22 protein-coding genes and 1 tRNA gene are annotated in these 19893 nt (G+C 68.8%); 13 read left to right on the forward strand and 10 right to left on the reverse strand.

The window, feature by feature from the left end; translation table 11 throughout:
• Positions 1-32 precede the first annotated feature (32 nt).
• The 4 genes from RIN43_RS13980 (at position 33) to RIN43_RS13995 (ending at position 3691) form a co-directional block, all read left to right on the forward strand.
• Positions 33-491, forward strand: a complete 459-nt coding sequence (locus RIN43_RS13980; RefSeq protein ID WP_309129537.1) for a GNAT family N-acetyltransferase — start codon at positions 33-35, stop codon at positions 489-491.
• Positions 492-524: 33 nt separating this feature from the next.
• On the forward strand, positions 525-1991 hold the full coding sequence (cysS, locus tag RIN43_RS13985) for a cysteine--tRNA ligase (RefSeq protein WP_309129538.1): 1467 nt from the start codon (positions 525-527) through the stop codon (positions 1989-1991).
• Entirely contained in the window at positions 1984-2988 is a 1005-nt protein-coding gene (gene rlmB, locus RIN43_RS13990; RefSeq protein ID WP_309129539.1) for a 23S rRNA (guanosine(2251)-2'-O)-methyltransferase RlmB, read from the forward strand. Before cysS ends, rlmB begins: the two co-directional genes overlap by 8 nt.
• A 61-nt stretch (positions 2989-3049) precedes the next feature.
• Positions 3050-3691: an NAD(P)H-binding protein gene (locus tag RIN43_RS13995; RefSeq protein ID WP_309129540.1), complete on the forward strand. Its 642-nt coding sequence runs from the start codon at positions 3050-3052 to the stop codon at positions 3689-3691.
• A 53-nt stretch (positions 3692-3744) separates the two neighbouring features.
• Here the strand turns inward: RIN43_RS13995 and RIN43_RS14000 are convergent, their stop codons facing one another.
• Together RIN43_RS14000 and RIN43_RS14005 are read right to left on the reverse strand one after the other, a co-directional pair.
• On the reverse strand, positions 3745-5049 hold the full coding sequence (locus RIN43_RS14000; RefSeq protein WP_309129541.1) for a DUF4032 domain-containing protein: 1305 nt from the start codon (positions 5047-5049) through the stop codon (positions 3745-3747).
• 68 nt (positions 5050-5117) lie between these two features.
• Positions 5118-6221 carry a sn-glycerol-3-phosphate ABC transporter ATP-binding protein UgpC gene (locus tag RIN43_RS14005; protein ID WP_309129542.1) on the reverse strand — a complete coding sequence of 368 codons (1104 nt, stop codon included), beginning with the start codon at positions 6219-6221 and terminating at the stop codon, positions 5118-5120.
• 212 nt (positions 6222-6433) lie between these two features.
• On the opposite strand from RIN43_RS14005, the gene RIN43_RS14010 reads away from it, so the two are divergent.
• Together RIN43_RS14010 and RIN43_RS14015 are read left to right on the forward strand one after the other, a co-directional pair.
• Positions 6434-7390 (forward strand): thioredoxin domain-containing protein, encoded by a 957-nt coding sequence (locus RIN43_RS14010; RefSeq protein WP_309129543.1) that lies wholly within the window; start codon positions 6434-6436, stop codon positions 7388-7390.
• A gap of 50 nt (positions 7391-7440) precedes the next feature.
• A tRNA-Thr gene (locus tag RIN43_RS14015) sits at positions 7441-7516 on the forward strand.
• A gap of 53 nt (positions 7517-7569) precedes the next feature.
• On the opposite strand, the gene RIN43_RS14020 is transcribed toward RIN43_RS14015, so the two are convergent.
• On the reverse strand, positions 7570-8715 hold the full coding sequence (locus RIN43_RS14020; RefSeq protein WP_309129544.1) for a M14 family zinc carboxypeptidase: 1146 nt from the start codon (positions 8713-8715) through the stop codon (positions 7570-7572).
• A gap of 75 nt (positions 8716-8790) precedes the next feature.
• A complete protein-coding gene (locus tag RIN43_RS14025; RefSeq protein WP_309129545.1) occupies positions 8791-9441 on the reverse strand; it encodes an SOS response-associated peptidase family protein in 651 nt (216 codons plus the stop codon).
• A gap of 78 nt (positions 9442-9519) precedes the next feature.
• Between RIN43_RS14025 and RIN43_RS14030 the strand changes: the two genes are divergently transcribed.
• A complete protein-coding gene (locus tag RIN43_RS14030; protein WP_375163752.1) occupies positions 9520-10470 on the forward strand; it encodes a DMT family transporter in 951 nt (316 codons plus the stop codon).
• On the opposite strand, the gene RIN43_RS14035 is transcribed toward RIN43_RS14030, so the two are convergent.
• Positions 10471-11019 carry a nitroreductase family protein gene (locus RIN43_RS14035; protein ID WP_309129547.1) on the reverse strand — a complete coding sequence of 183 codons (549 nt, stop codon included), beginning with the start codon at positions 11017-11019 and terminating at the stop codon, positions 10471-10473. It lies immediately after the preceding gene.
• Positions 11016-11420, reverse strand: a complete 405-nt coding sequence (msrB, locus tag RIN43_RS14040) for a peptide-methionine (R)-S-oxide reductase MsrB (protein ID WP_309129548.1) — start codon at positions 11418-11420, stop codon at positions 11016-11018. The genes RIN43_RS14035 and msrB overlap by 4 nt, the downstream gene beginning before the upstream one ends.
• Positions 11421-11470: 50 nt before the next feature.
• Here msrB and RIN43_RS14045 point away from each other — a divergent pair, with 50 nt between their 5' ends.
• From RIN43_RS14045 to groL, 4 genes are all read left to right on the forward strand, one after another.
• Positions 11471-12463, forward strand: a complete 993-nt coding sequence (locus RIN43_RS14045; RefSeq protein ID WP_309129549.1) for a DUF2332 domain-containing protein — start codon at positions 11471-11473, stop codon at positions 12461-12463.
• Positions 12464-12472: 9 nt separating this feature from the next.
• Positions 12473-12730, forward strand: coding sequence for a DUF3263 domain-containing protein (locus RIN43_RS14050; RefSeq protein WP_309129550.1), 258 nt, complete (start codon positions 12473-12475; stop codon positions 12728-12730).
• A gap of 57 nt (positions 12731-12787) precedes the next feature.
• A complete protein-coding gene (locus RIN43_RS14055) occupies positions 12788-13369 on the forward strand; it encodes a LytR C-terminal domain-containing protein (RefSeq protein ID WP_309129551.1) in 582 nt (193 codons plus the stop codon).
• Positions 13370-13474: 105 nt separating this feature from the next.
• Positions 13475-15094 (forward strand): chaperonin GroEL, encoded by a 1620-nt coding sequence (groL, locus tag RIN43_RS14060; RefSeq protein ID WP_309129552.1) that lies wholly within the window; start codon positions 13475-13477, stop codon positions 15092-15094.
• 121 nt (positions 15095-15215) lie between these two features.
• On the opposite strand, the gene RIN43_RS14065 is transcribed toward groL, so the two are convergent.
• The 4 genes from RIN43_RS14065 to RIN43_RS14080 form a co-directional block, all read right to left on the reverse strand.
• Entirely contained in the window at positions 15216-15503 is a 288-nt protein-coding gene (locus RIN43_RS14065) for a WXG100 family type VII secretion target (protein WP_309129553.1), read from the reverse strand.
• A 181-nt stretch (positions 15504-15684) separates the two neighbouring features.
• Positions 15685-17397, reverse strand: a complete 1713-nt coding sequence (locus tag RIN43_RS14070; RefSeq protein ID WP_309129554.1) for a HAMP domain-containing sensor histidine kinase — start codon at positions 17395-17397, stop codon at positions 15685-15687.
• Positions 17398-17414: 17 nt separating this feature from the next.
• Positions 17415-18107, reverse strand: coding sequence for a response regulator transcription factor (locus RIN43_RS14075; protein WP_309129555.1), 693 nt, complete (start codon positions 18105-18107; stop codon positions 17415-17417).
• A 58-nt stretch (positions 18108-18165) separates the two neighbouring features.
• On the reverse strand, positions 18166-18708 hold the full coding sequence (locus tag RIN43_RS14080) for a TetR family transcriptional regulator (RefSeq protein WP_309129556.1): 543 nt from the start codon (positions 18706-18708) through the stop codon (positions 18166-18168).
• 105 nt (positions 18709-18813) lie between these two features.
• Here RIN43_RS14080 and RIN43_RS14085 point away from each other — a divergent pair, with 105 nt between their 5' ends.
• Together RIN43_RS14085 and RIN43_RS14090 are read left to right on the forward strand one after the other, a co-directional pair.
• On the forward strand, positions 18814-19713 hold the full coding sequence (locus tag RIN43_RS14085; RefSeq protein ID WP_309129557.1) for an alpha/beta hydrolase: 900 nt from the start codon (positions 18814-18816) through the stop codon (positions 19711-19713).
• A gap of 27 nt (positions 19714-19740) precedes the next feature.
• Positions 19741-19890 (forward strand): hypothetical protein, encoded by a 150-nt coding sequence (locus RIN43_RS14090; RefSeq protein ID WP_309129558.1) that lies wholly within the window; start codon positions 19741-19743, stop codon positions 19888-19890.
• Positions 19891-19893 lie beyond the last annotated feature (3 nt).

The raw sequence follows: 19893 nt of genomic DNA on the forward strand, positions 1-19893 counted from the left end.
CCGGCGAAACCTCCGCATGCGAGAGTGGGGCCATGTGGGAGATCCGCGCCGACGACCTGAGCGATCCGATGGTGAGGGCGTTCGTCGATGAGCACCTCGATGACATGTACGCGCAGACACCGCCCGCGAGCGTGCACGCGCTCGGCGTCGCGGCGCTCAGGATGCCGCAGGTGCGTCTGTTCACCGCGTGGCGAGAAGGGGCCCTCGCAGGCATGGGGGCCTACGTCAGGATCGGGCCCCTGGATGCCGAGGTGAAGGCGATGCGCACCTCGATCGCCGCGCGGGGCAGAGGTCTCGGTCGTGTGCTGCTGAACCACCTGATCGCCGGCGCACGAGCTGAGCGGATCCGCACGCTCTGGCTGGAGACGGGGTCGGGGCCGAAGTTCGCCGCCGCCCGCGGTCTCTACGAAGCAGAGGGCTTCGTGCCGTGCCCGCCCTTCGGCGACTACGGTGAGGACCCGGAATCGGTCTTCTACCACCGCGACATCTGAACGTCTCAGGCACTGCGCGGGTAGGCTTGTGCAGTGACGATTCGGCTCCATGACACCCGCGCACAGGCGCTGCGCGACTTCGCTCCGCTCGATCCCTCGAACGTGACGATGTACGTGTGCGGACCGACCGTCCAGTCCGGGCCGCATATCGGACACGTTCGTGCCGCGCTGAGCTTCGACATCCTGCGCCGCTGGCTGGAACTGCGATACGGCCGGGTCACCTTCGTGCGCAACGTCACCGACATCGACGACAAGGTGCTCGCGAACGCCTCTCACGCCGAGTCGTGGTGGGCGCTGGCCTATCGCATGGAGCAGGAGTTCTCGCGGGCGTATGCCGCCGTCGGCATCCTCCCGCCGACCTACGAGCCGCGGGCCACCGCCTCGGTTCCGCAGATGCAGGAGCTCATCGCAGGGCTCATCGAACGCGGGCACGCGTACCCCGCGCCCGACGGCTCAGGTGACGTGTACTTCGACGTGCGCTCCTGGCCCGACTACGGCGACCTGACGAGGCAGTCGGTCGACGCCATGGAGGCGGCCGCCGATGCCGATCCGCGCGGCAAGCGCAACCCCCAGGACTTCGCCCTCTGGAAGGGTGCGAAGGCCGACGAGCCTGCGGATGCCGTGTGGGCCTCGCCCTGGGGCGCGGGGCGCCCTGGCTGGCACATCGAATGCTCCGCCATGGCGAAACGCTACCTCGGCGCCGAGTTCGACATCCACGGAGGCGGCCTCGACCTGCGCTTCCCGCATCATGAGAACGAGCTGGCGCAGTCCAGCGCGGCCGGCGACGGCTTCGCTCGCTACTGGGTCCACAACGGGCTGGTGACCGTCGACGGGCAGAAGATGTCGAAGTCGCTGGGCAATTTCACTCTGGCTTCGGATGTGCTCGCCGCACACGACCCGCTCGTGGTGCGTTACGCGCTGGCCGCCGCGCACTACCGGTCCAGCCTCGACCTCTCCGAGTCGTCGTGGAGCGAGGCGGAGGCCGCACTGGGGCGCATCCGGTCGTTCCTGGAGCGCGCGGAGCGGGCGTCCGAGCGGAACGAAGCGCGGCGTGCCCAGCTGGGCACGCCATCGAAGACCGGTGCCGCGCTGCCCGGCGGCGAGGAGTGGGAGTACATCCCGCTGCTGCCCGACGGATTCGCACAGGCCATGGACGACGACCTCGGTGTGCCGCAGGCGCTCGCCGTGCTGCATGACCGGGTGCGCAGCGGCAACCAGGCGCTCGACGACGGCGACGATGCAGCAGCCGAGCGCGCGTTGCACCAGGTGCGTGCGATGATCGGCGTGCTCGGGTTCGACGGGCTGCCCGGGGTCACCCGGGGCGACGGCGCGTCCGCATCCGCTCTGGACACGCTCGTCAAGACGATGATCGAGCAGCGCGCACAGGCGCGCGCAGCGAAGGACTGGGCCGCCGCCGACCGCATCCGCGATGCGATCGCCGCGGCGGGTATCACTCTGGAGGACTCTCCGGACGGAACACATTGGAGTATCGATGGCTAAGCCGCACCGCCCCGGAGCGGGCAACAGCAAGAAGAAGGGCGCCAGCAAGGGCACCGGCGGTCACAGCCGCAAGGCTCTGGAGGGCCGCGGGCCCACGCCGAAGGCCGAAGACCGCAGCTGGCACGTCGCGGGCAAGCGCAAGGCGGCACAGGAGCGCTATGCGGCTGCCGGAGGCAAGGGCAAGCCGGGGCAGCGCCCGCAGCAGGCGTCGAACCCGAACCGTCAGGGCCGCGCGAAGTCGACGGATGACACCGAGACCGTCACCGGACGCAACTCTGTGCTCGAGGCACTGCGCACCAAGATCCCGGCGACCGCGTTCTACATCGCCCAGCGCGTGGAGATGGACGACCGCGTGAAGGAGATGCTGGCGATCACCCGGCATCGCGAGATCCCCGTGCTCGAGGTCACCCGCCAGGAGCTCGACCGCATGGCCGGATTCGACGGTGTGCACCAGGGCGTCGCCCTCAAGGTGCCGCCTTACGAGTACGCGCACCCGCAGGACCTGCTCGAGCAGGTCATCGACAGGGGACAGACGCCGCTGTTCGTCGCGCTGGACGGAATCACCGACCCGCGCAATCTCGGGGCGATCATCCGCTCCACCGCCGCCTTCGGCGGGCACGGCATCATCCTGCCCCAGCGCCGTTCGGCGAGCGTGAACTCGGCGGCATGGAAGACCAGTGCTGGTGCAGCGGCCCGAATCCCGGTCGCGCTCGCCGCCAACCTCACCTCGATGCTCAAGGAGTTCAAGAAGCAGGGCGTGTTCGTGCTGGGTCTCGACGGCGGCGGCGACGTGTCGCTTCCCGCTCTGGAACTCGCCGACCGCCCGGTCGTGATCGTCGTCGGCTCCGAGGGCAAGGGTCTCTCGCGGCTCGTGACCGAGACCTGCGACCAGATCGTCTCGATCCCGATCTCGGCCGCCACCGAGTCCCTGAACGCCGGCATCGCGGCATCCGTCGCGCTGTACCAGGTCTCGACGGTTCGGGCGGGAAGGGAATAGCCGAACCGTATGCGGGATTGCACCTGACGTACCTGCGTCAGCGCAATCGGAAGGAAAGCATATGGCCCGCATCGTCGTCATCGGAGGAACCGGCTACGCCGGATCGCACATCGCCCGCGAGGCGGTGAACCGAGGACATGATGTGGTCTCCATTTCCCGCTCCGTGCCGGATGCCGCGATCGAAGGCGTCCGGTACGTGCAGGGCTCGGCGCTCGATCTCGATGCACTCGGTGACGTCTTCGACGGAGCGGACGCCGTCGTCTCGTCGCTCGCTCCCCGTGGCGACATGGAGCACATCGTGCTCGACGCACTGCGAGGACTCATCGCGAAGCTGACCGGAACCGCAACGCGGCTCGGAGTCGTCGGCGGTGCCGGCGGAAGCCTGGTCGCACCCGGCGGGCCCCGTCTGTTCGACCAGGGCTTCCCTGAGGAGTACAAGCACGAGGCTCAGGTCGGCATCGACTCCCTGGAGCTGCTGCAGAGCACCGATGAGGGTCTGGACTGGTTCTTCATCCACCCCGCCGAGGTGTTCGGCCCGTGGGCCGAGGGAGAGCGCACCGGGACCTACCGGGACGGCGGCGACGTGCTGGTGCGCGACGCGGACGGCAACTCGACGATCTCCGGTGCGGATTTCGCGATCGCCGTGGTCGACGAGATCGAATCGCCCAAGCACCACCGCGGTCGCTTCACCGTCGGGTACTGACCCTGACGCCGACTCGGGGGCGGGGGCCCCTCTGCGCGAGGTGGCCCCAGCCCCTAGACCAAGTCGCGCCAGTCGATGTCGCCGGTGTCGTCGGAGACGTCGATCGCGCCCGTGACGACGGGCAGGCCCATCGTCTCGGTGGGCGGGCCCATGATCGTCGCCTCGTCGCGACGATGGCGCAGCACGTCATTGATGTAGCCGGTGAGCACTTCCGCGATGGGGACCGAGCGGCCCTCGGCCTGTGACAGATACCAGCGGTGCTCCAGCACCTGGTGGTAGACCTCCGCAGGCTCGAGCTTGGCACGCAAGTCGTACGGGATGGCGCGCACCACCGGCTCGAACACGCGAGTGAGCCACTCGTGCGCGTACATCTCTTCGTCCGTCCACTGCTTGTTCGAACGCACCCGGAACTCGTCGAGGTCGTTCAGCAGCCGCCGAGCCTGGTTCTCCTCGACGTCCAGACCGGTGAGCCTGATGAGCCGGCGCTGGTGGTGGCCGGCGTCCACCACCTTGGGCTGGATGCGCACCGACGTGCCGTCCGGTGTGGTGACCATCGACATCTCGTCGATATCGAAGCCGAGCGCGTTCAGCTTCTCGACGCGCTCGGTGATGCGCCAGGTCTCGACGGCCGAGAACGATTCCTCGTCGGTGAGAGCCGTCCAGAGTGAGTGGTACGACGAGACGATCCCGTCGGCGATCTGGAGGGCATCCACGCCGCGCTCCAGTCGCCCGCCGGCGGCGAGGTCCATGATCTCCCCGGCGATGTTGGTGCGCGCGAGGTCGAGGTCGTAGGCGCGCTGCCCGTCGGTGAGCCCCTCCTCGTGCAGCTCGCCGGTCTCGGCGTCGACCAGGTAGGCCGCGAAGGCGCCGGCGTCGCGACGGAACAGCGTGTTCGACAGCGACACATCGCCCCAGTAGAAGCCGACGTTGTGCAGCCTCACCAGCAGCAGCGCGAGCGCGTCCACGAGGCGCGTGGCGGTATCGGGGCGCAGCACCTGGGTGAAGAGGGCGCGGTACGGCATCGAGAAGCGCAGGTGCGAGGTGACCAGTGCGGCGGGCAGCGGCTTTCCGTCGGCATCCGTCCTCCCGGCGATCACGGCGACACGGCTCACGCAGGGAACGTCGAGGCGGCCGAGATTCCCGAGCATGTCGTACTCGCGCTGTGCCATCTCGGCGGTCGTCTCCTTGACCGCGACGACTCGACCCGACAGGTCGGCGAAGCGCACCAGATGGCGGGAGAGTCCCTTGGGCAGCGACACGATGTGCTCGGAAGGCCACTTTCCCAGCGGCGTCGACCAGGGCAGCGACAGCAGCCCGGGGTCCACGCTGCTGGCCGTGATGCGCAGCGACTCCTGCATGCTTCCTCCGGAAACGCCGCGGCGCGGGTGAACCGAGAGGTCCGCCCGCGCCGCGTGTGGTGGATTCGTCAGGCCGAGACGACCGGCTTGTCGTTGAGGCGCTCGCCCGACTCGATGTCGAAGGCGTGCACGTGACCGGGGTTGGCGGCCAGGGTGACGGTCTCGCCCGCGTTCGGGTGGCTCCGGCCGTCGACGCGAGCGACGATGTCGGCGCGCTTGCCGTTGATCTCGGTGTGGCCGTAGAGGTAGCCGTCCGCGCCGAGCTCCTCGACGAGGTCTACGACGACCGAGAGGCCCTTGCCGTCAGCGGGGCCGACCGTGATGTCCTCAGGGCGGACGCCGACGGTGACCTGGCTGCCGGTGGCACGGCCGGTCACATCGCGATCGAGCGGCACGACCTCGCTGCCGAAGCGCACGCCGCCGTCGGCGAGGTCCGCGGCGAACAGGTTCATCGCCGGCGAGCCGATGAAGCCGGCGACGAACACGTTGTTCGGCTTCTCATAGAGGTCGCGCGGCGAGCCGACCTGCTGCAGGATGCCGTCCTTCAGCACAGCGATGCGGTCACCCATGGTGAGGGCCTCGGTCTGGTCGTGCGTGACGTAGACGGTGGTGACGCCGAGGCGGCGCTGCAGCGAGGCGATCTGGGTGCGGGTCTGCACGCGCAGCTTCGCGTCCAGGTTCGACAGCGGCTCGTCCATGAGGAACACCTGCGGCTGGCGCACGATCGCGCGGCCCATCGCGACGCGCTGACGCTGACCACCGGAGAGCGCCTTCGGCTTGCGGTTCAGGTACTGCTCGAGGTCGAGCAGCTTGGCTGCCTCGAGCACTCGGGCGGCGCGCTCCTCCTTGCCGATGCCGGCGATCTTGAGCGCGAAGCCCATGTTCTCGGCGACGGTCATGTGCGGGTACAGCGCGTAGTTCTGGAAGACCATTGCGATGTCGCGATCCTTCGGCGGCACGTCGGTGACGTCGCGGTCACCGATCAGGATGCGGCCGGCGTTGACCTCTTCGAGGCCGGCGAGCATGCGAAGCGAGGTGGACTTACCGCAACCGGAGGGGCCGACCAGGACGAGGAATTCGCCGTCTCCCACTTCGAGGTTGAGCTTGTCGACTGCGGGACGGGTGCCGCCGGGGTAGAGCCGGGTGGCTTCGTCAAAGGTCACAGATGCCATTGCGTTTCTCCTTCACCGGCAGGTACGTGCCGGACGATCCGTTGTGATGGAAGCGGCAGGTCGCCCCGCCGTGACCCCTCGTCGGGTCGAGATCAGTATGGCATGCTCCGGGTCTACTGGGTATTCCCAGACTGCCTCGTTAACATTGAAGGGTTGCCGCGCCACCCGCGGCCCCGGGGGTCCCCCACCCCACCCGATCTTCAAGAGGAACGATGTCGAGCGACCACACGCCGAACATCCCCGCCGCTCGCAACACGCGTGACGCGGTGCGGGAGAAGGCTCAGCAGGTGCACGCCCAGCAGTCGAGGGCGCGCATCATGCGGCGTATCATCATCGGGCTCGTCGCCATCATCGCCGTCGCATCCATCGGTACGGCCGTCGCGTTCGCGGTGGGCTCGTCCATCTCCAAGCCGACGCTCAGCCCGTCCGGTATGGACGGGGACGGCGTGACCGTCAGCGACGTGACGTTGCAGCCCGGCTCGACCGAGGTGCCGGCGACGCCGACCCCGACCCCCTCCGAGGCCGGCGCCTCCGCCAGCCCGGAGGCGACACCGACGGCAGAGGCCGTGCAGCCGACCGAGATCCACATCTACGTCGACTACCTCTCCACCGGCGCGGCGGAGTTCGAGCGCGCGAACGCCCGCCAGCTCGCCGGCTGGATCAAGGAGGGTGCTGTCACGGTGACCTACCACCCCGTCGCGCTGTTGACCGCCAGCTCGAACGGCACCAAGTACTCGCTGCGCGCAGCATCCGCCGCCGCGTGCGTCGCGACGCACTCGCCCGGCCAGTTCTACGACTTCAACCACGAGCTGCTCACCGACCAGCCCAAGCTCGACAGCGACGGCCGCACCGACGTGCAGCTCGCAGACCTGGCGGTCGCGGTCGGCGTCGAGAACGCGAAGAAGGTGCGCTCCTGCATCGAGAAGCAGGACTTCGTCTCCTGGGCGAAGGACGCCACCACGCGGGCTCTGGAAGGTCCGCTGCCCGGCTCCGAGGACCTGAAGCTCAACGGCGAGGCGCTCGTGGTCGTCGGCGGCCAGGCGTACGTCGGCGCCATGGACGATCCTGCGGAGTTCTCGCAGTTCGTGCTGACCACGGCGAGCGACGAGTACTACGGCGAGACCGAACCCACGCCGACGCCGACTCCCACCGAGACCCCCGCTTCCTGAACCGGTCGGTCGTCAGCTCCGCTCCACCGTCGCTATGCTTGTGACGGTTCGCCGACTTAGCTCAGCTGGTAGAGCACCTGTCTTGTAAACAGGCGGTCGCGGGTTCGAATCCCGCAGTCGGCTCCAAGCGGAAGAGCTCCCCGACCACCTGGTCGAGGAGCTCTTCCGGTTTCGGCTGATCAGCCGACCGGCCCCTGGGTCGGCCAGCCGTCGATCGTACCCGTGTCCGTGAGGTAGCCGATGTAGTCCTGGTGCGGGATGCCGTGCCAGATCATCGGGTCGGTGTTCCAGATATCGCCTGTCGCGAGCCCCTCGAGCAGCGCCTCGACGCCGAGGACGTTCTGCTTGATGGCCTTGCCCCGGCTCTTCTGGCCGATGGAGCCGCCGTAGGTCTCGAAGAACACCATGGGGTGGCTGTGCCCAGTGGGATTCAGGCCGTTGTAGTCCAGCCCGAGCATCACCGCCGAGGACACCCCGCCCTTGATGTCGATCTCCCGCGGACCGCCCACGCTGTAGCGATCCATGTTCACGTACCCGTACTGCTTGAGCTCGTTGTACACGTGGCCTTGCAGGCGCCGAGTGGCGATGTCGTACTCGCCGCCGCGGATGCCGGGGAGGGTCGGACCGCTCGGTGCCAGCGAGATGCCCAGCGACATCGTGATCGGCTCATCGGATTCGTCGTACTTGAGTCCCTGGTGGTGGATGTCGAGACCGACGTCCGGCTTCACCTGCGTCCAGTACGTGTACCAGGCCAGGGACTCCTTCGCCGCGAATCCGGTCGGCGACCAGTCGCGGTTCAGGTCGATGCGCCGTTCGCTGCCGTCCTGCAGGACGGTGTGCCGGATGTACAGTTCGGAGCCGTCCGGGTTGTACATCGGGATGACGTGCAGCGTGAGCTTGTCGCGCACGGCCTTCCACAGCGGGGAGCCACTGGTTCCGGCCGAGCGCAGCACGGCGAGGAGTGCGTCGGGGCCGTAGGGCTCATTGCCGTGGATGCGGCCCTGCAGCCACACCTTGATGGGGCCGGTGCCGACAGTGGCGACGTACAGGTCTCGACCGGCCTCGCTCACGCCCGGCGTGATGCCGAGGCCGGCGAGGGTGTGCACGGCCACCGCCCCGCGAGACGTGCGCTCGATGTCGCCCAGCGCTTTGACGACGTCGTCGTAGGTGAGCAGGGCGGCCCGGGGCGGGAAGGGCCCGGGTTCCGGGAAGCTGCCGGCCGCGAACGCCGGCTGGCCGGCGAGCAGAGGCAGCGCAGCCACGAGGGGCGCGGCGGCGAGCAGGTTGCGTCGAGTGAGAGGGAACCGGGGGGCTTGTTCGTGCATCACTTCTCCTGTGTCTTCATTGACGGGGATCACGGCCAGTGTGGCAGTGGTGGGAGACGCTGACAAGCGATCGGTTCAGAAGAGCATCCCGTCGCCCTTGTCATCGGGGCGGGGCACCGCCGAGACGCGCTCGTCCATCCCGCCGGCCGCGATCAGCGCCTCCTCCATCAGATCCTGGGACGGCTCCGCTGTGAGCCACTCAGCGGCGAATGCCGGGGGGATCAGCAGCGGCACACGGTCGTGCAGCCCCACCAGGTGCTCGGGAGCCGGGCGCATGATGATCGAGTAGCACGTCGTCCACTCTCCGTCCGGCGTGCGTCCGCGCTGAGTCACGGCGGCCATGCCGAACGCCACTCCGTGGCCGACGCCGAACTCGTGCCAGATCCGGCTCGGCTTCTGCATCTCGTACCAGCCGGTCGTCGGCACGATCGCGCGACCGCGCATCTTGCCCGGCTGCTCTCGCAGCCGCTCGGAGCGCGTGTTGATCGACGGGAAGCGCGCCGGCTGGCCGTTCACGAGGAAGCCCCACCACGCCTGCTCCAGCACCGGCTCGGATTCGAACCGCACGATCGGGTTCAGATTGCGCAGGTTCCTGCCGGTGGGACGCAGCGTCTCGCCGGCGTTCTCCTGCGCCCACGAGCGAAGGCCCTCCAGCATCGCGTCGTCAGCCGCATCGATCAGCTCGGCATCCGTGAAACGGGGATCCAGCCCGTAGCTCGCGCACATGATCACAGGGTAGTCACGACCGCTGACATCGTGGGCCTCAGTGCGGGGGAACCGCAGGACGGCGCACGCGATTCCGGTATGGTGACACCAGTGACCGCAGCCCGCCCTCTGCCGACCTGGACAGCCCTGTGCGGTGCTGTCGCCATCGGCGCGATGACCGCCGTCCAGGCTCGCATCAACGGCGTGCTGGGCGTGCGCCTCGACGACGGGATCGTCGCCGGCCTCGTCTCGTTCGCCGTCGGGCTCCTCGTCCTCGCAGTCGTCATCCCGACGATTCCGTCGACCCGCAGGGCGGCCGGCCGGCTCTTCACCGGGATCCGCACCCGCACCATTCCGTTCTGGATGCTGCTCGGCGGCACCTGCGGTGCACTGACCGTCTCCACTCAGGGGCTCGTCGCCGGCGTGCTCGGCGTCTCGCTCTTCACCGTCGGCGTGGTCGCCGGCCAGACGCTGCACGGCCTGCTTCTCGATCGTGCGGGGTTCGGTCCCGCGGGTGTGGTCGCCGTCACCCCTGGGCGCATCCTCGGCGGCGCACTCGCGCTGGCCGCCGTCGGCATCTCCCTCAGCGGCGACGTCCTCTCCTCAGCGCCGTTGCCGCTTCTGCTGCTGCCGTTCCTGGCAGGCGCGGGCATCGCCTGGCAGGCAGGCGCCAACGGGCGTCTCGCGAAACGCGTCGCCTCACCGATCGCCGCGACGCTGATGAGCTTCATCGCCGGCACGGCCGTGCTGTTCGTCGCGGCGTGCGTGAGCGTGGCGCTCCGCGGAATGCCCGGCGTTCTCCCCGCGGAGCCCTGGCTCTACATCGGCGGACTGCTCGGGTTCTTCTACATCCTGCTCGGTGCGTTCCTCGTCGCACACACGGGCGTGCTGCTGATGGGCCTCGGGAGCGTGCTGGGGCAGCTGAGCACGTCGATCGCCATCGACCTGGCCTGGCCGACCGCCGGACGGCCGGCAGTGTGGCAGCTCATCGCGATGGTGGTCGTCGCGTTCGCCTCCGTCGTGGTGGCGCTTCCCCGCCGCCGGCGCTGATCAGCGCCGCGGCTTCTGCGGCATCCGGCTGATCATCGCCTCGGCGTCGACCGGCTTGCGCCGCCCCGGCAGCTTGCCCGCGGGCTTGCCGCCGACGTAGAGCCAGCCGAGAAGCTCCTCGTCCTTCTTCAGGCCGTGCGCCTTCGCCACATGCTTCGAACGGGTATAGCCGCCGGTTCGCCAGATGACGCCCCAGCCCGCCTCGTCCAGCAGCAGGCTGAGCATGTGCGCGACCCCGGACGCGACCGCCTCCTGCTCCCAGTGCGGCACCTTATCGCTCTTGCGGTACGACGCGACCACTGCGATGAGCAGGGTGGCGCGCAGCGGCTTGGTCGACGGCTTCTTGTCCTTCTGGGCCTTGGCGATGGCCTTGCCGAGCACCAGCCGGTCGTCGCCGCGCAGTTCGATCAGACGCCAGGGGCGCAGCGACGAGTGGTCGGCGATTCTTCCCGCGGCCGCGATCAGCGGCAGGAGCTCGTCGTGCGTCGGCGCGTCCTCGGTGACCTTCGACCATGAGGTCCGGGCGAGGACCGCGTCGATCGCGCTCACGACTCGTCAGGGGTGAAGGTCAGCGCGAGGGAGTTCATGCAGTAGCGGTCTCCGGTCGGCGTGCCGAAGCCGTCGGGGAAGACATGGCCGAGGTGGGAACCGCAGTTCGCGCACCGCACCTCCGTGCGCACCATCCCCAGGCTGCGGTCCTCGATGAGCTCGACGGCTTCCGGACGCACCGACTCGTAGAAGCTCGGCCATCCGCATCCGGAGTCGAACTTCGTGCCGCTCTTGAAGAGCTCCGCGCCGCAGGCGCCGCAGCGGTACAGCCCGTCGCGCTTCTCATCGAGCAGCTCGCCCGTCCAGGCGCGCTCGGTCGCCGCCTGGCGCAGCACCGCGTACTGGTCGTCGCCGAGCTCGGCCTGCCACTCGGCCTCAGTCTTGTTCACGCTGTAAGTCATGCCTCCATTCTCTCGCGTCCCAGGCGGATCGGGGCGGCCAGAATGGACGGATGACGGATGCTGTACGGGCGAGGTACGAGCGCTTCGCCGCAGAGGAGACGCCTGGCCGCAGCCCCATGTACGCGGAGTGGGCCCTCGGAGTCGCCACGGACGACGAGGTGATGTCGGTGCTGGCCCGGCTCGATGAGCAGCACCGGCAGCCGCCGCTGGTGTTCGCGGTGTCGCGGATGCTGGGTGCGCCGCTGGGAGGGTTCCGCGGCTGGCGGGAGTTCGTGCTTTCTCGGGCGGACGACCTCGTCGCCGCGTGCGCACGCCGCACGGTGCAGACGAACGAGCCGCTTCGCCTGGCCCCGCTGCTGCCCGTCCTGAGCGAGATCCAGGGGCCCATCGCGCTGCTCGAGCTGGGCGCCGCGGCGGGGCTCTGCCTGTACCCGGACCGCTACTCGTACCGGTTCGTCGACGGCGACGGGCGAGAGCGCGCCAGGCTCGATCCCGAAAGCGGACCTTCCCCTGTGCGCCTGGTCAGCGCGGTCCGAGGCGCGCTTCCACCCCTGCGGATGCCGGAGGTGACGTGGCGTGCGGGAATCGATCTCGCACCGCTCGACGCGACCGACCATGCCGACAGGGCGTGGCTGGGGGCGCTCACGTGGCCGGGTGAGACCGAGAGGGCCGAGCGGATTGGCGCTGCTCTCGAGATCGTCGCCGCAGACCCGCCGCTGCTCGTCGCGGGCGACGCCGCCGCGCGTCTGAACGACGTCGCGGCATCCGCGCCCGGCGATGCCACGCTCGTCGTGACGACGCCCGGCATGCTGGTGTACCTGCCGCGGGCCGAGCGGATGAAGCTCATCGACCTCATCAGCGCCCTCGACGCCCGCTGGCTCACGATCGATCCGCCCGGCGTGCACGATGCCTGGCTGCCGGCGCTCGATCGTTCTTCTTGGGACGGCTTCGCCGTGGCTCTGGACGGGAGGGTGCGGGCTTCGGCCGATCCGTTGGGGAGATGGTGGGAGTGGCGCGCCGGATCGGCGCCCGATCGCACGTAGCCTGGGCGCATGCTCGGAGACCTCACCGATCGCGACCGCGCGATCCTGACGCTGGAGGCCGCCTGGCCGCGGCACGGCGGCATGAAGGAGGAGACCATCCGAACGCAGCTGGGTATGAGCCCCGCCCGGTACTACCAGCTGCTCGGTCGCCTGATCGAGACCGAGCAGGCACTCGAGTTCGACCCCCTGCTGGTGCGCAGGCTGCGTCGACTGGCCGATGCGCGCGCGGCGCAGCGGGTGTCACGGATGCGGGGTTTCGTCGGCTGAGTCCTCAGCCGGGGCCCTCTGAGCGGGATCCCGGATTCGTCCGGCTAGCATCGAGGGGTGTCCAAACACCCCCATGACCGATTCGACGACGTCCCCCACGCCACCGGTCGCGTCGGCGCGCACCGCGCCGAGCAGCCGGGAATGAACGGGCTGGTCGTGCTGCTCTGGTCGGCGGCGGTCGCGCTGGTGCTGATCGTCGTCGGCATCTTCATCGCGCTCGTCATGATGGGACGCATCTCGCTCTTCCCCGCCGCCGAGGAGTCGGCGCCGCCGCCGGGAGTCGTCGCCCAGGTCGACACCTCATATCGCGTGCTGATCCTCAACGCCACGCCATCCGAGGGCCTCGTGGAGTCGACGCGTCAGGCTCTCCTGGGTGAGGGCTGGGCCGCCGAGGACGTGTTCGGCAGCGACGGTTCCAGTCAGGAGTTCGCCGAGACCACGGTGTTCTACGTCGACGAGGCCGACGAGGCCGCAGCGCTGGGCGTGGCCGAGGTGATCGGCGGGGCCGACGTCGAGCAGAGCGATTTCTACGCGACGCTCAACGACTCCGACCGCAAGCAGCTCACTGTGGTGATCGGGCTCGACCGCGTGTCGGACGGCGGCGCGACACCCGGCACGGAGGAGACGCCGGAAGGCTGACCCCGGCGGCTTGCACTCTCATGGGTCGAGTGCCAGACTGGTCTTAGCACTCGATCACCCTGAGTGCTAAATCCAACGCCTACGTCCGGGAGGGACGAAAGACTCATGGCAAAGATCATCGCTTTCGATGAGGAGGCCCGTCGTGGCCTCGAGCGCGGCCTGAACATCCTGGCCGACGCCGTCAAGGTGACCCTCGGCCCGCGCGGTCGCAACGTCGTGCTCGAGAAGAAGTGGGGCGCTCCCACCATCACGAACGACGGTGTGTCGATCGCCAAGGAGATCGAGCTCGACGACCCGTACGAGAAGATCGGCGCGGAGCTCGTCAAGGAGGTCGCGAAGAAGACCGACGACGTCGCCGGTGACGGCACGACCACCGCGACCGTCCTCGCACAGGCACTGGTCCGCGAGGGTCTGCGCAACGTCGCAGCGGGCGCCGACCCCATCTCGCTCAAGCGCGGCATCGAGAAGGCCGTCGCCGCGATCACCGAGGAGCTGCTGAACAGCGCCAAGGAGATCGAGTCGAAGGAGCAGATCGCGGCGACCGCTTCGATCTCCGCCGCCGACAACGAGATCGGCGCGCTCATCGCCGAGGCGATCGACAAGGTCGGCAAGGAGGGCGTCGTCACCGTCGAGGAGTCGCAGACCTTCGGCACCGAGCTCGAGCTCACCGAGGGGATGCGCTTCGACAAGGGCTACCTGAACCCGTACTTCGTGACGGACCCGGAGCGCCAGGAGGCGGTCTTCGAGGACCCGTACATCCTCATCGCCAACCAGAAGATCGGCAACATCAAGGACCTGCTGCCGGTCGTCGACAAGGTGATCCAGGACGGCAAGGAGCTCGTCATCATCGCCGAGGACGTCGAGGGCGAAGCTCTCGCGACCCTGGTGCTGAACAAGATCCGCGGCATCTTCAAGTCGGTCGCCGTCAAGGCCCCCGGCTTCGGCGACCGCCGCAAGGCCCAGCTGCAGGACATCGCGATCCTCACGGGTGGCCAGGTCATCACCGAGGAGGTCGGCCTCAAGCTCGAGAACACCACTCTCGACCTGCTCGGCCGCGCTCGCAAGGTCATCGTCACCAAGGACGAGACCACGATCGTCGAGGGTGCCGGTGAGGCCTCGCAGATCGAGGGTCGTGTGACCCAGATCCGCCGCGAGATCGAGAACACCGACAGCGACTACGACCGCGAGAAGCTGCAGGAGCGCCTCGCCAAGCTCGCAGGCGGCGTCGCCGTCATCAAGGCGGGTGCGGCCACCGAGGTCGAGCTCAAGGAGCGCAAGCACCGCATCGAGGACGCCGTGCGCAACGCGAAGGCGGCCGTCGAGGAGGGCATCGTCGCCGGTGGTGGCGTGGCCCTGATCCAGTCGGGTGCAAAGGCTCTCGCTGCTCTCGAGCTGTCGGGCGACGAGGCCACGGGCGCGAACATCGTGCGCGTCGCCATCGAGGCCCCGCTGAAGCAGATCGCCCTCAACGCCGGCCTCGAGCCGGGTGTGGTCGCGAACAAGGTGTCCGAGCTCCCCTCCGGCCAGGGCCTGAACGCCGCGACCGGTGAGTACGGCGACATGTTCGCACAGGGCATCATCGACCCGGCCAAGGTCACCCGCTCGGCGCTGCAGAACGCCGCGTCGATCGCCGGCCTGTTCCTCACCACTGAGGCGGTCGTGGCCGACAAGCCCGAGAAGGCTGCTGCGGCTCCCGCCGACCCGTCGGGCGGCATGGACTTCTGATCCAGTCGCGTCCGAGAGCCTGAGGCTCCCGACAGAACACCCCCTGCCTCGGCAGGGGGTGTTCTGCGTTCCGCCCGGGTCCGCGGAACAGGTCGCGACGAGCAGCTCTGCGTTCGGTCGCTCAGCGGAACAGGCTGGCCGAGTACTGATCGGCCTCCGCGTACTGCGATGCGGCCGACGCCAGAGCGGTGCTGATCGAAGCGAGCACCTGCTCGAGGTGCAGCTGTGCGCCGCGCCACTGCTCGCTGCACTGCTGGAACGCGTTCGACGCGGAACCGGTCCAGGACGCCTGCAGCTGCGTCAGCTGCGCCATCAGGGCCGTGGATTCGCCCTGCAGACGCTCCATGGTTCCTCGTGCAGCGCCATGGGCGGCCTGCACGGCATCGGTGTCGACGGTGAAGACGGACATGAGTTACTCCTCTCGGCGGGCTTCCGACGCTAGAGGGTGCGCAGGGCCACCGGGAGGCGCCTTCGCGGCACCTGGGGAGAACCGGGCGTGAGGTGCGCGATGTGCAGAGGAGTCGGTTCGGCTCCGGCGCCCGGCGGCCTCGCGCGGCCGACGCCGAGACCCAGGCGGGCCACAAGGAGGCTCAGAGCTCGAGTCTGTCCAGCGGCTGCGTCTCCTCGAGAAGATGCTCCGGTGTCGCCTTCGCCGGAGCGAGAGGCAATGACACGATGAAAGTCGCGCCGCCGCCCGGACTCTCCTCGACCCGTACCGATCCGTGCAGCGATTCGATGATCGATGCCACGATGGCGAGGCCGAGGCCAGCGCCGCCGGTCTCGCGGGCGCGCGAGGTGTCGGCACGCCAGAATCTCTCGAAGATGTGCTCACGAATCTGAGGCGGGATGCCCTCTCCGTGGTCGACGACGGCGATCGTGCCCACTCCGCGGCGTCTGTCTGCGCCGACGATGATCTCGATAGGGCTGTCCTCCGGCGAGAAGCGCCTGGCGTTGCCCAGCAGATTGGTGACCACCTGGCGTACCTTGTTGTCCTCACCCAGCACGATGGGTGGAGTGCGCACGGGAGCGTCGGTCGCCTCGGTGAAGTCGATCGCCGGCACCGCTTCCGCCGGCTTCTGGCGTCGGCGCAGGCGTGCCAGCGTAGCCCCGGCGCGGCCCCGCGCCGGGGCGGGTGACGACGCGATCGGCGGTGGGGGAGCGGGATGCAGACGGGGAGCCGGGTCGGCTTCTGCGGTCGTGTCGATCACGGTGACGGTGCGACCAGGCGAGGCCACGCGAACGTCGAGCGCGGCGTCGCGCGCGATCGGGCGCAGGTCGAGCGCGGTGATCTGCAGCTCCCTCGAGCGCTCCTCGTCCAGGCGGGCCAAAGCGAGGAGGTCCTCGACCAGCACCCCCATGCGGATGGCCTCCTTCTCGATGCGTTCCATCGCCCTGGCGGTGTCCTCCTCGCCGCGGATCGCTCCCATGCGGTACAGCTCCGCGTACCCCCGCACGCTGACCAGCGGGGTTCGCAGCTCGTGGCTGGCGTCGCCGATGAAGCGGCGCATGTTCTGCACGGTGCGGTCGCGCTGGGCGAGCGAGTGGTCGACGCGGTCGAGCATCGTGTTGATCGCCGAGTTCAGCCTGCCGACCTCCGTGGTCGGCTCGAGATCGGTGAGGCGCTGACTGAAGTCTCCGGCGGCGATCGCCATAGCGGTCGACTCGACATGGCCCAGACGCCGGAAGGTCAGCGTCACGAGTCCCCGCGTCAACAGGGCGGCGAGCAGTATGGTCACGAGGGCGACGGTCGTGTAGACCGCGAAGTAGGTGCCGACGATGTTGTCGGCCTCCTCCAGCGGAAGCGCGACGACCTGTACGTAGGTGTTCCCCGGAGCGCTCTGCACCGGCTGCACCGACACCGCGGCGTGGTAGCTGAGCCCGCCTTCCGTCTGCAGCGGCATCACCCTGTCCTCGTTCGCCTTGGCCGCGAGCAGCGTGAAGGTCTCGGGAAAGACCGGACGGTCGGCGTTCGCGGGTCCGCCCGCCACGGCGAGGCGGTCGCCGTTCGAGTCGTAGAACGCGACGACGAACTCCGTCGAACGCCGCGCGTTCGCCGCCGGCTCGAAGACGAGAGTGCCGTCGGCGGCGCTGACGTCGAAGAACCTCTCCGCCTGGCTCGTGGTCGCCAGCGCGGGCAGCTGGGCGTCGATGTTGTTGATCATCGCGCCGCGCAGGATGGGGACGGTGCCGATTCCGGCGACGACCAGTCCGAGTGCGAGCACGGCCACGGTCACCCCTGTGACCTTGGCGCGCAGGCTGATCCGCCGCCACCACCTGGTGACGGAATCGGATCCGTTGGACATGTCCGCCTCCGGCGTGCTCAGACGGTCTTGCCGACCTTGAGCATGTACCCGAAGCCGCGCTTGGTCTGGATGACCGACTCCTCCGTGTGGGGATCGATCTTGCGACGCAGATAGGAGATGTAGCTCTCCACGATGCCGGCATCGCCGTTGAAGTCGTACTCCCACACGTGGTCGAGGATCTGCGCCTTCGACAGCACCCGGTTGGGGTTGAGCATCAGGTACTTGAGCAGCTTGAACTCGGTCGGGCTCAGCTCGATCGGCACCTTGCCGACGAAGACGTCATGCGTGTCCTGATCCATCGACAGTTCGCCGGCGCGGATCAGCGACTCCTCGTCGGCCTGCATGGTGCGACGCAGGATGGCCTGAGCCCGGGCGACGATCTCGTCGAGGGCGAAGGGCTTGGTGACGTAGTCGTCACCGCCGGCGTTCAGGCCCTCGATCTTGTCCTGCGTGTCGTCCTTGGCGGTGAGGAAGAGGATGGGCGCGGTGAAACCGGCACCGCGGAGCCGTTTGGTGACGCTGAACCCGTTCATGTCGGGGAGCATCACATCGAGGATGATGAGATCCGGCTCCTCCTCGAGGACGGCCGAGATGGTGGCCGCACCGTTCGCGACCGTCTTCACCTTGAAACCGGCGAAGCTGAGACCCGTCGAGAGCAGGTCGCGGATGTTCGGCTCGTCGTCGACGACCAGGATGCGTGCATCAGTCATGACCCCATTATGGTGATCCCGCCCATGCTGCGCCTGATTGTCTGCGGTGGTGCGGCGCTCAGGCCCCGATCGCCGCGTTCACGGCGCGGCGGATGGCGTCGTCCATGGGCGCGTCGGGGTCGACTGTGACGCGGTGCAGTAGAAGGCCGTCGCAGGTGGCCATGAGCATCCTGGTTCCGGCGGCGGCCTCCGCTCCACCGATGCGCATCAGGGTCGCACGCGTCCACTCCTCGAAGATGCGGCGCTGCTCCCGGAGCGGCGCGGCGGCCTCCTCGTCGAGAGCCTCCAGGAACAGCGCATAGCGAGCGCGCGTGCGGGTGGCCCCGCTTCCCGACTCCAACTCGAGCGCGTGCTGCAGCATCGCGACGAGACCTTCAGCCGTGTCGATCGTGCCCGGGAAGCCGCCCTCGGCGCGTTCGGCGGTCGCGATCCACTCGATCACGCCGGCCAGCAGTGCGGCGCGGGTGCGGAAGTGATTGGAGGTCGAACCGGGAGGCAGGGACGCGGCCGCATCCACGCGTCCGTGTGTGAGGGCGCGGACGCCCTCGGTTCCCACCAGCGTGATGGCGGCGTCGAGGGCGCGTCGGCGGATGCTGCTCACGGGTCGAGCCTAGATGCACTATGAACATAGTGACAAATCACTACGAAAGTAGTAAAGTGCGAGCAGGGGTCGGTGATGATCCCCACGAGTGACTGGAGGTCCCTCATGAGCACGCCGGCGTCTTCGCAGGTCTCGATGCGCGGCGACTGGTCGCCTCGTCTTCCGGATGCGGCGGGATTCTCGCACGTGGTGGTCGACACGCGGGGTCTGCGCAGCCATGTCGCGATGATCGGGGACGGCGAACCGGTGCTGATGCTGCACGGCTTCCCGCAGCACTGGTGGGAGTGGCGTCGCGTCGCGCCCGCGATCGCCTCCCGCGGATACCGCGTGATCTGTCCCGACCTGCGTGGATCGGGCTGGACCGATGCGGCGGACCGGGGGATCGGTCGCACCACGATGGCGGAGGACCTGCGCGCCGTCCTCGACGCCCTGGGAGTCGAGCGCGCGCACGTAGTCAGTCACGATCTGGGCGCCGTCGTGGCGGGTCAACTGGCGTACACGCACCCCGATCGCGTGCGCACCGCTGTGATGCTGGCCGTGCCGCCGGGGTTCATGACCTTCAGCCCGAAGCTGCTGCCGGCCTTCAAGCACATGCCGCCGCTGCTCACGCACCGCGACGGCCGGTCGCTCGACTGGCTCTTCGGGTCGGATTACGCCGCGCAGCCCATGCCTGCCGACGTGGTCGACGGCTACCTGCGGGTGACGGTGCGTCCGGGGTTCGATGCGGCGGTCCGCGAGCTGTACAGGGGGATGATCATCCCCGAGGTCATGCGCCTCGCGACGGGGCATTACAAGCGCCGGCGGCTGCGCCCGCCCACGCTGGCGGTGTTCGGCCGCCTCGACGGCCCGTTCACCGAGCCGACGGTGCGCAGGATCTGTCGCGGGCACGAGCGCTACGCCGACCGCTTCGAGCTGGCCTTCGTGGATGGTGCCGCGCACTTCGTGGTAGACGACGCACCGGAAGAGGTCGCGGAACTGGCACTGGACTGGTTCGGCCGCGGCTGAACGGCCGAGGGAGAGTAGCCTCGGCGCATGATCTCAGCCGAAGAGGAGTACGGCGGCGACAGCGCCTGCTGGCTGTCGAAGGTCTGCCCCGAATGCGGCGCGCTCCTCGACGACCTCACCGCCCCGTGCTGGCGGTGCGGGCTGAGACCGGACGACGAGACGCGCGCCGAGGCTTGAGGT

This window comes from Microbacterium sp. (assembly GCF_031178445.1).
Lineage (GTDB): Bacteria > Actinomycetota > Actinomycetes > Actinomycetales > Microbacteriaceae > Microbacterium.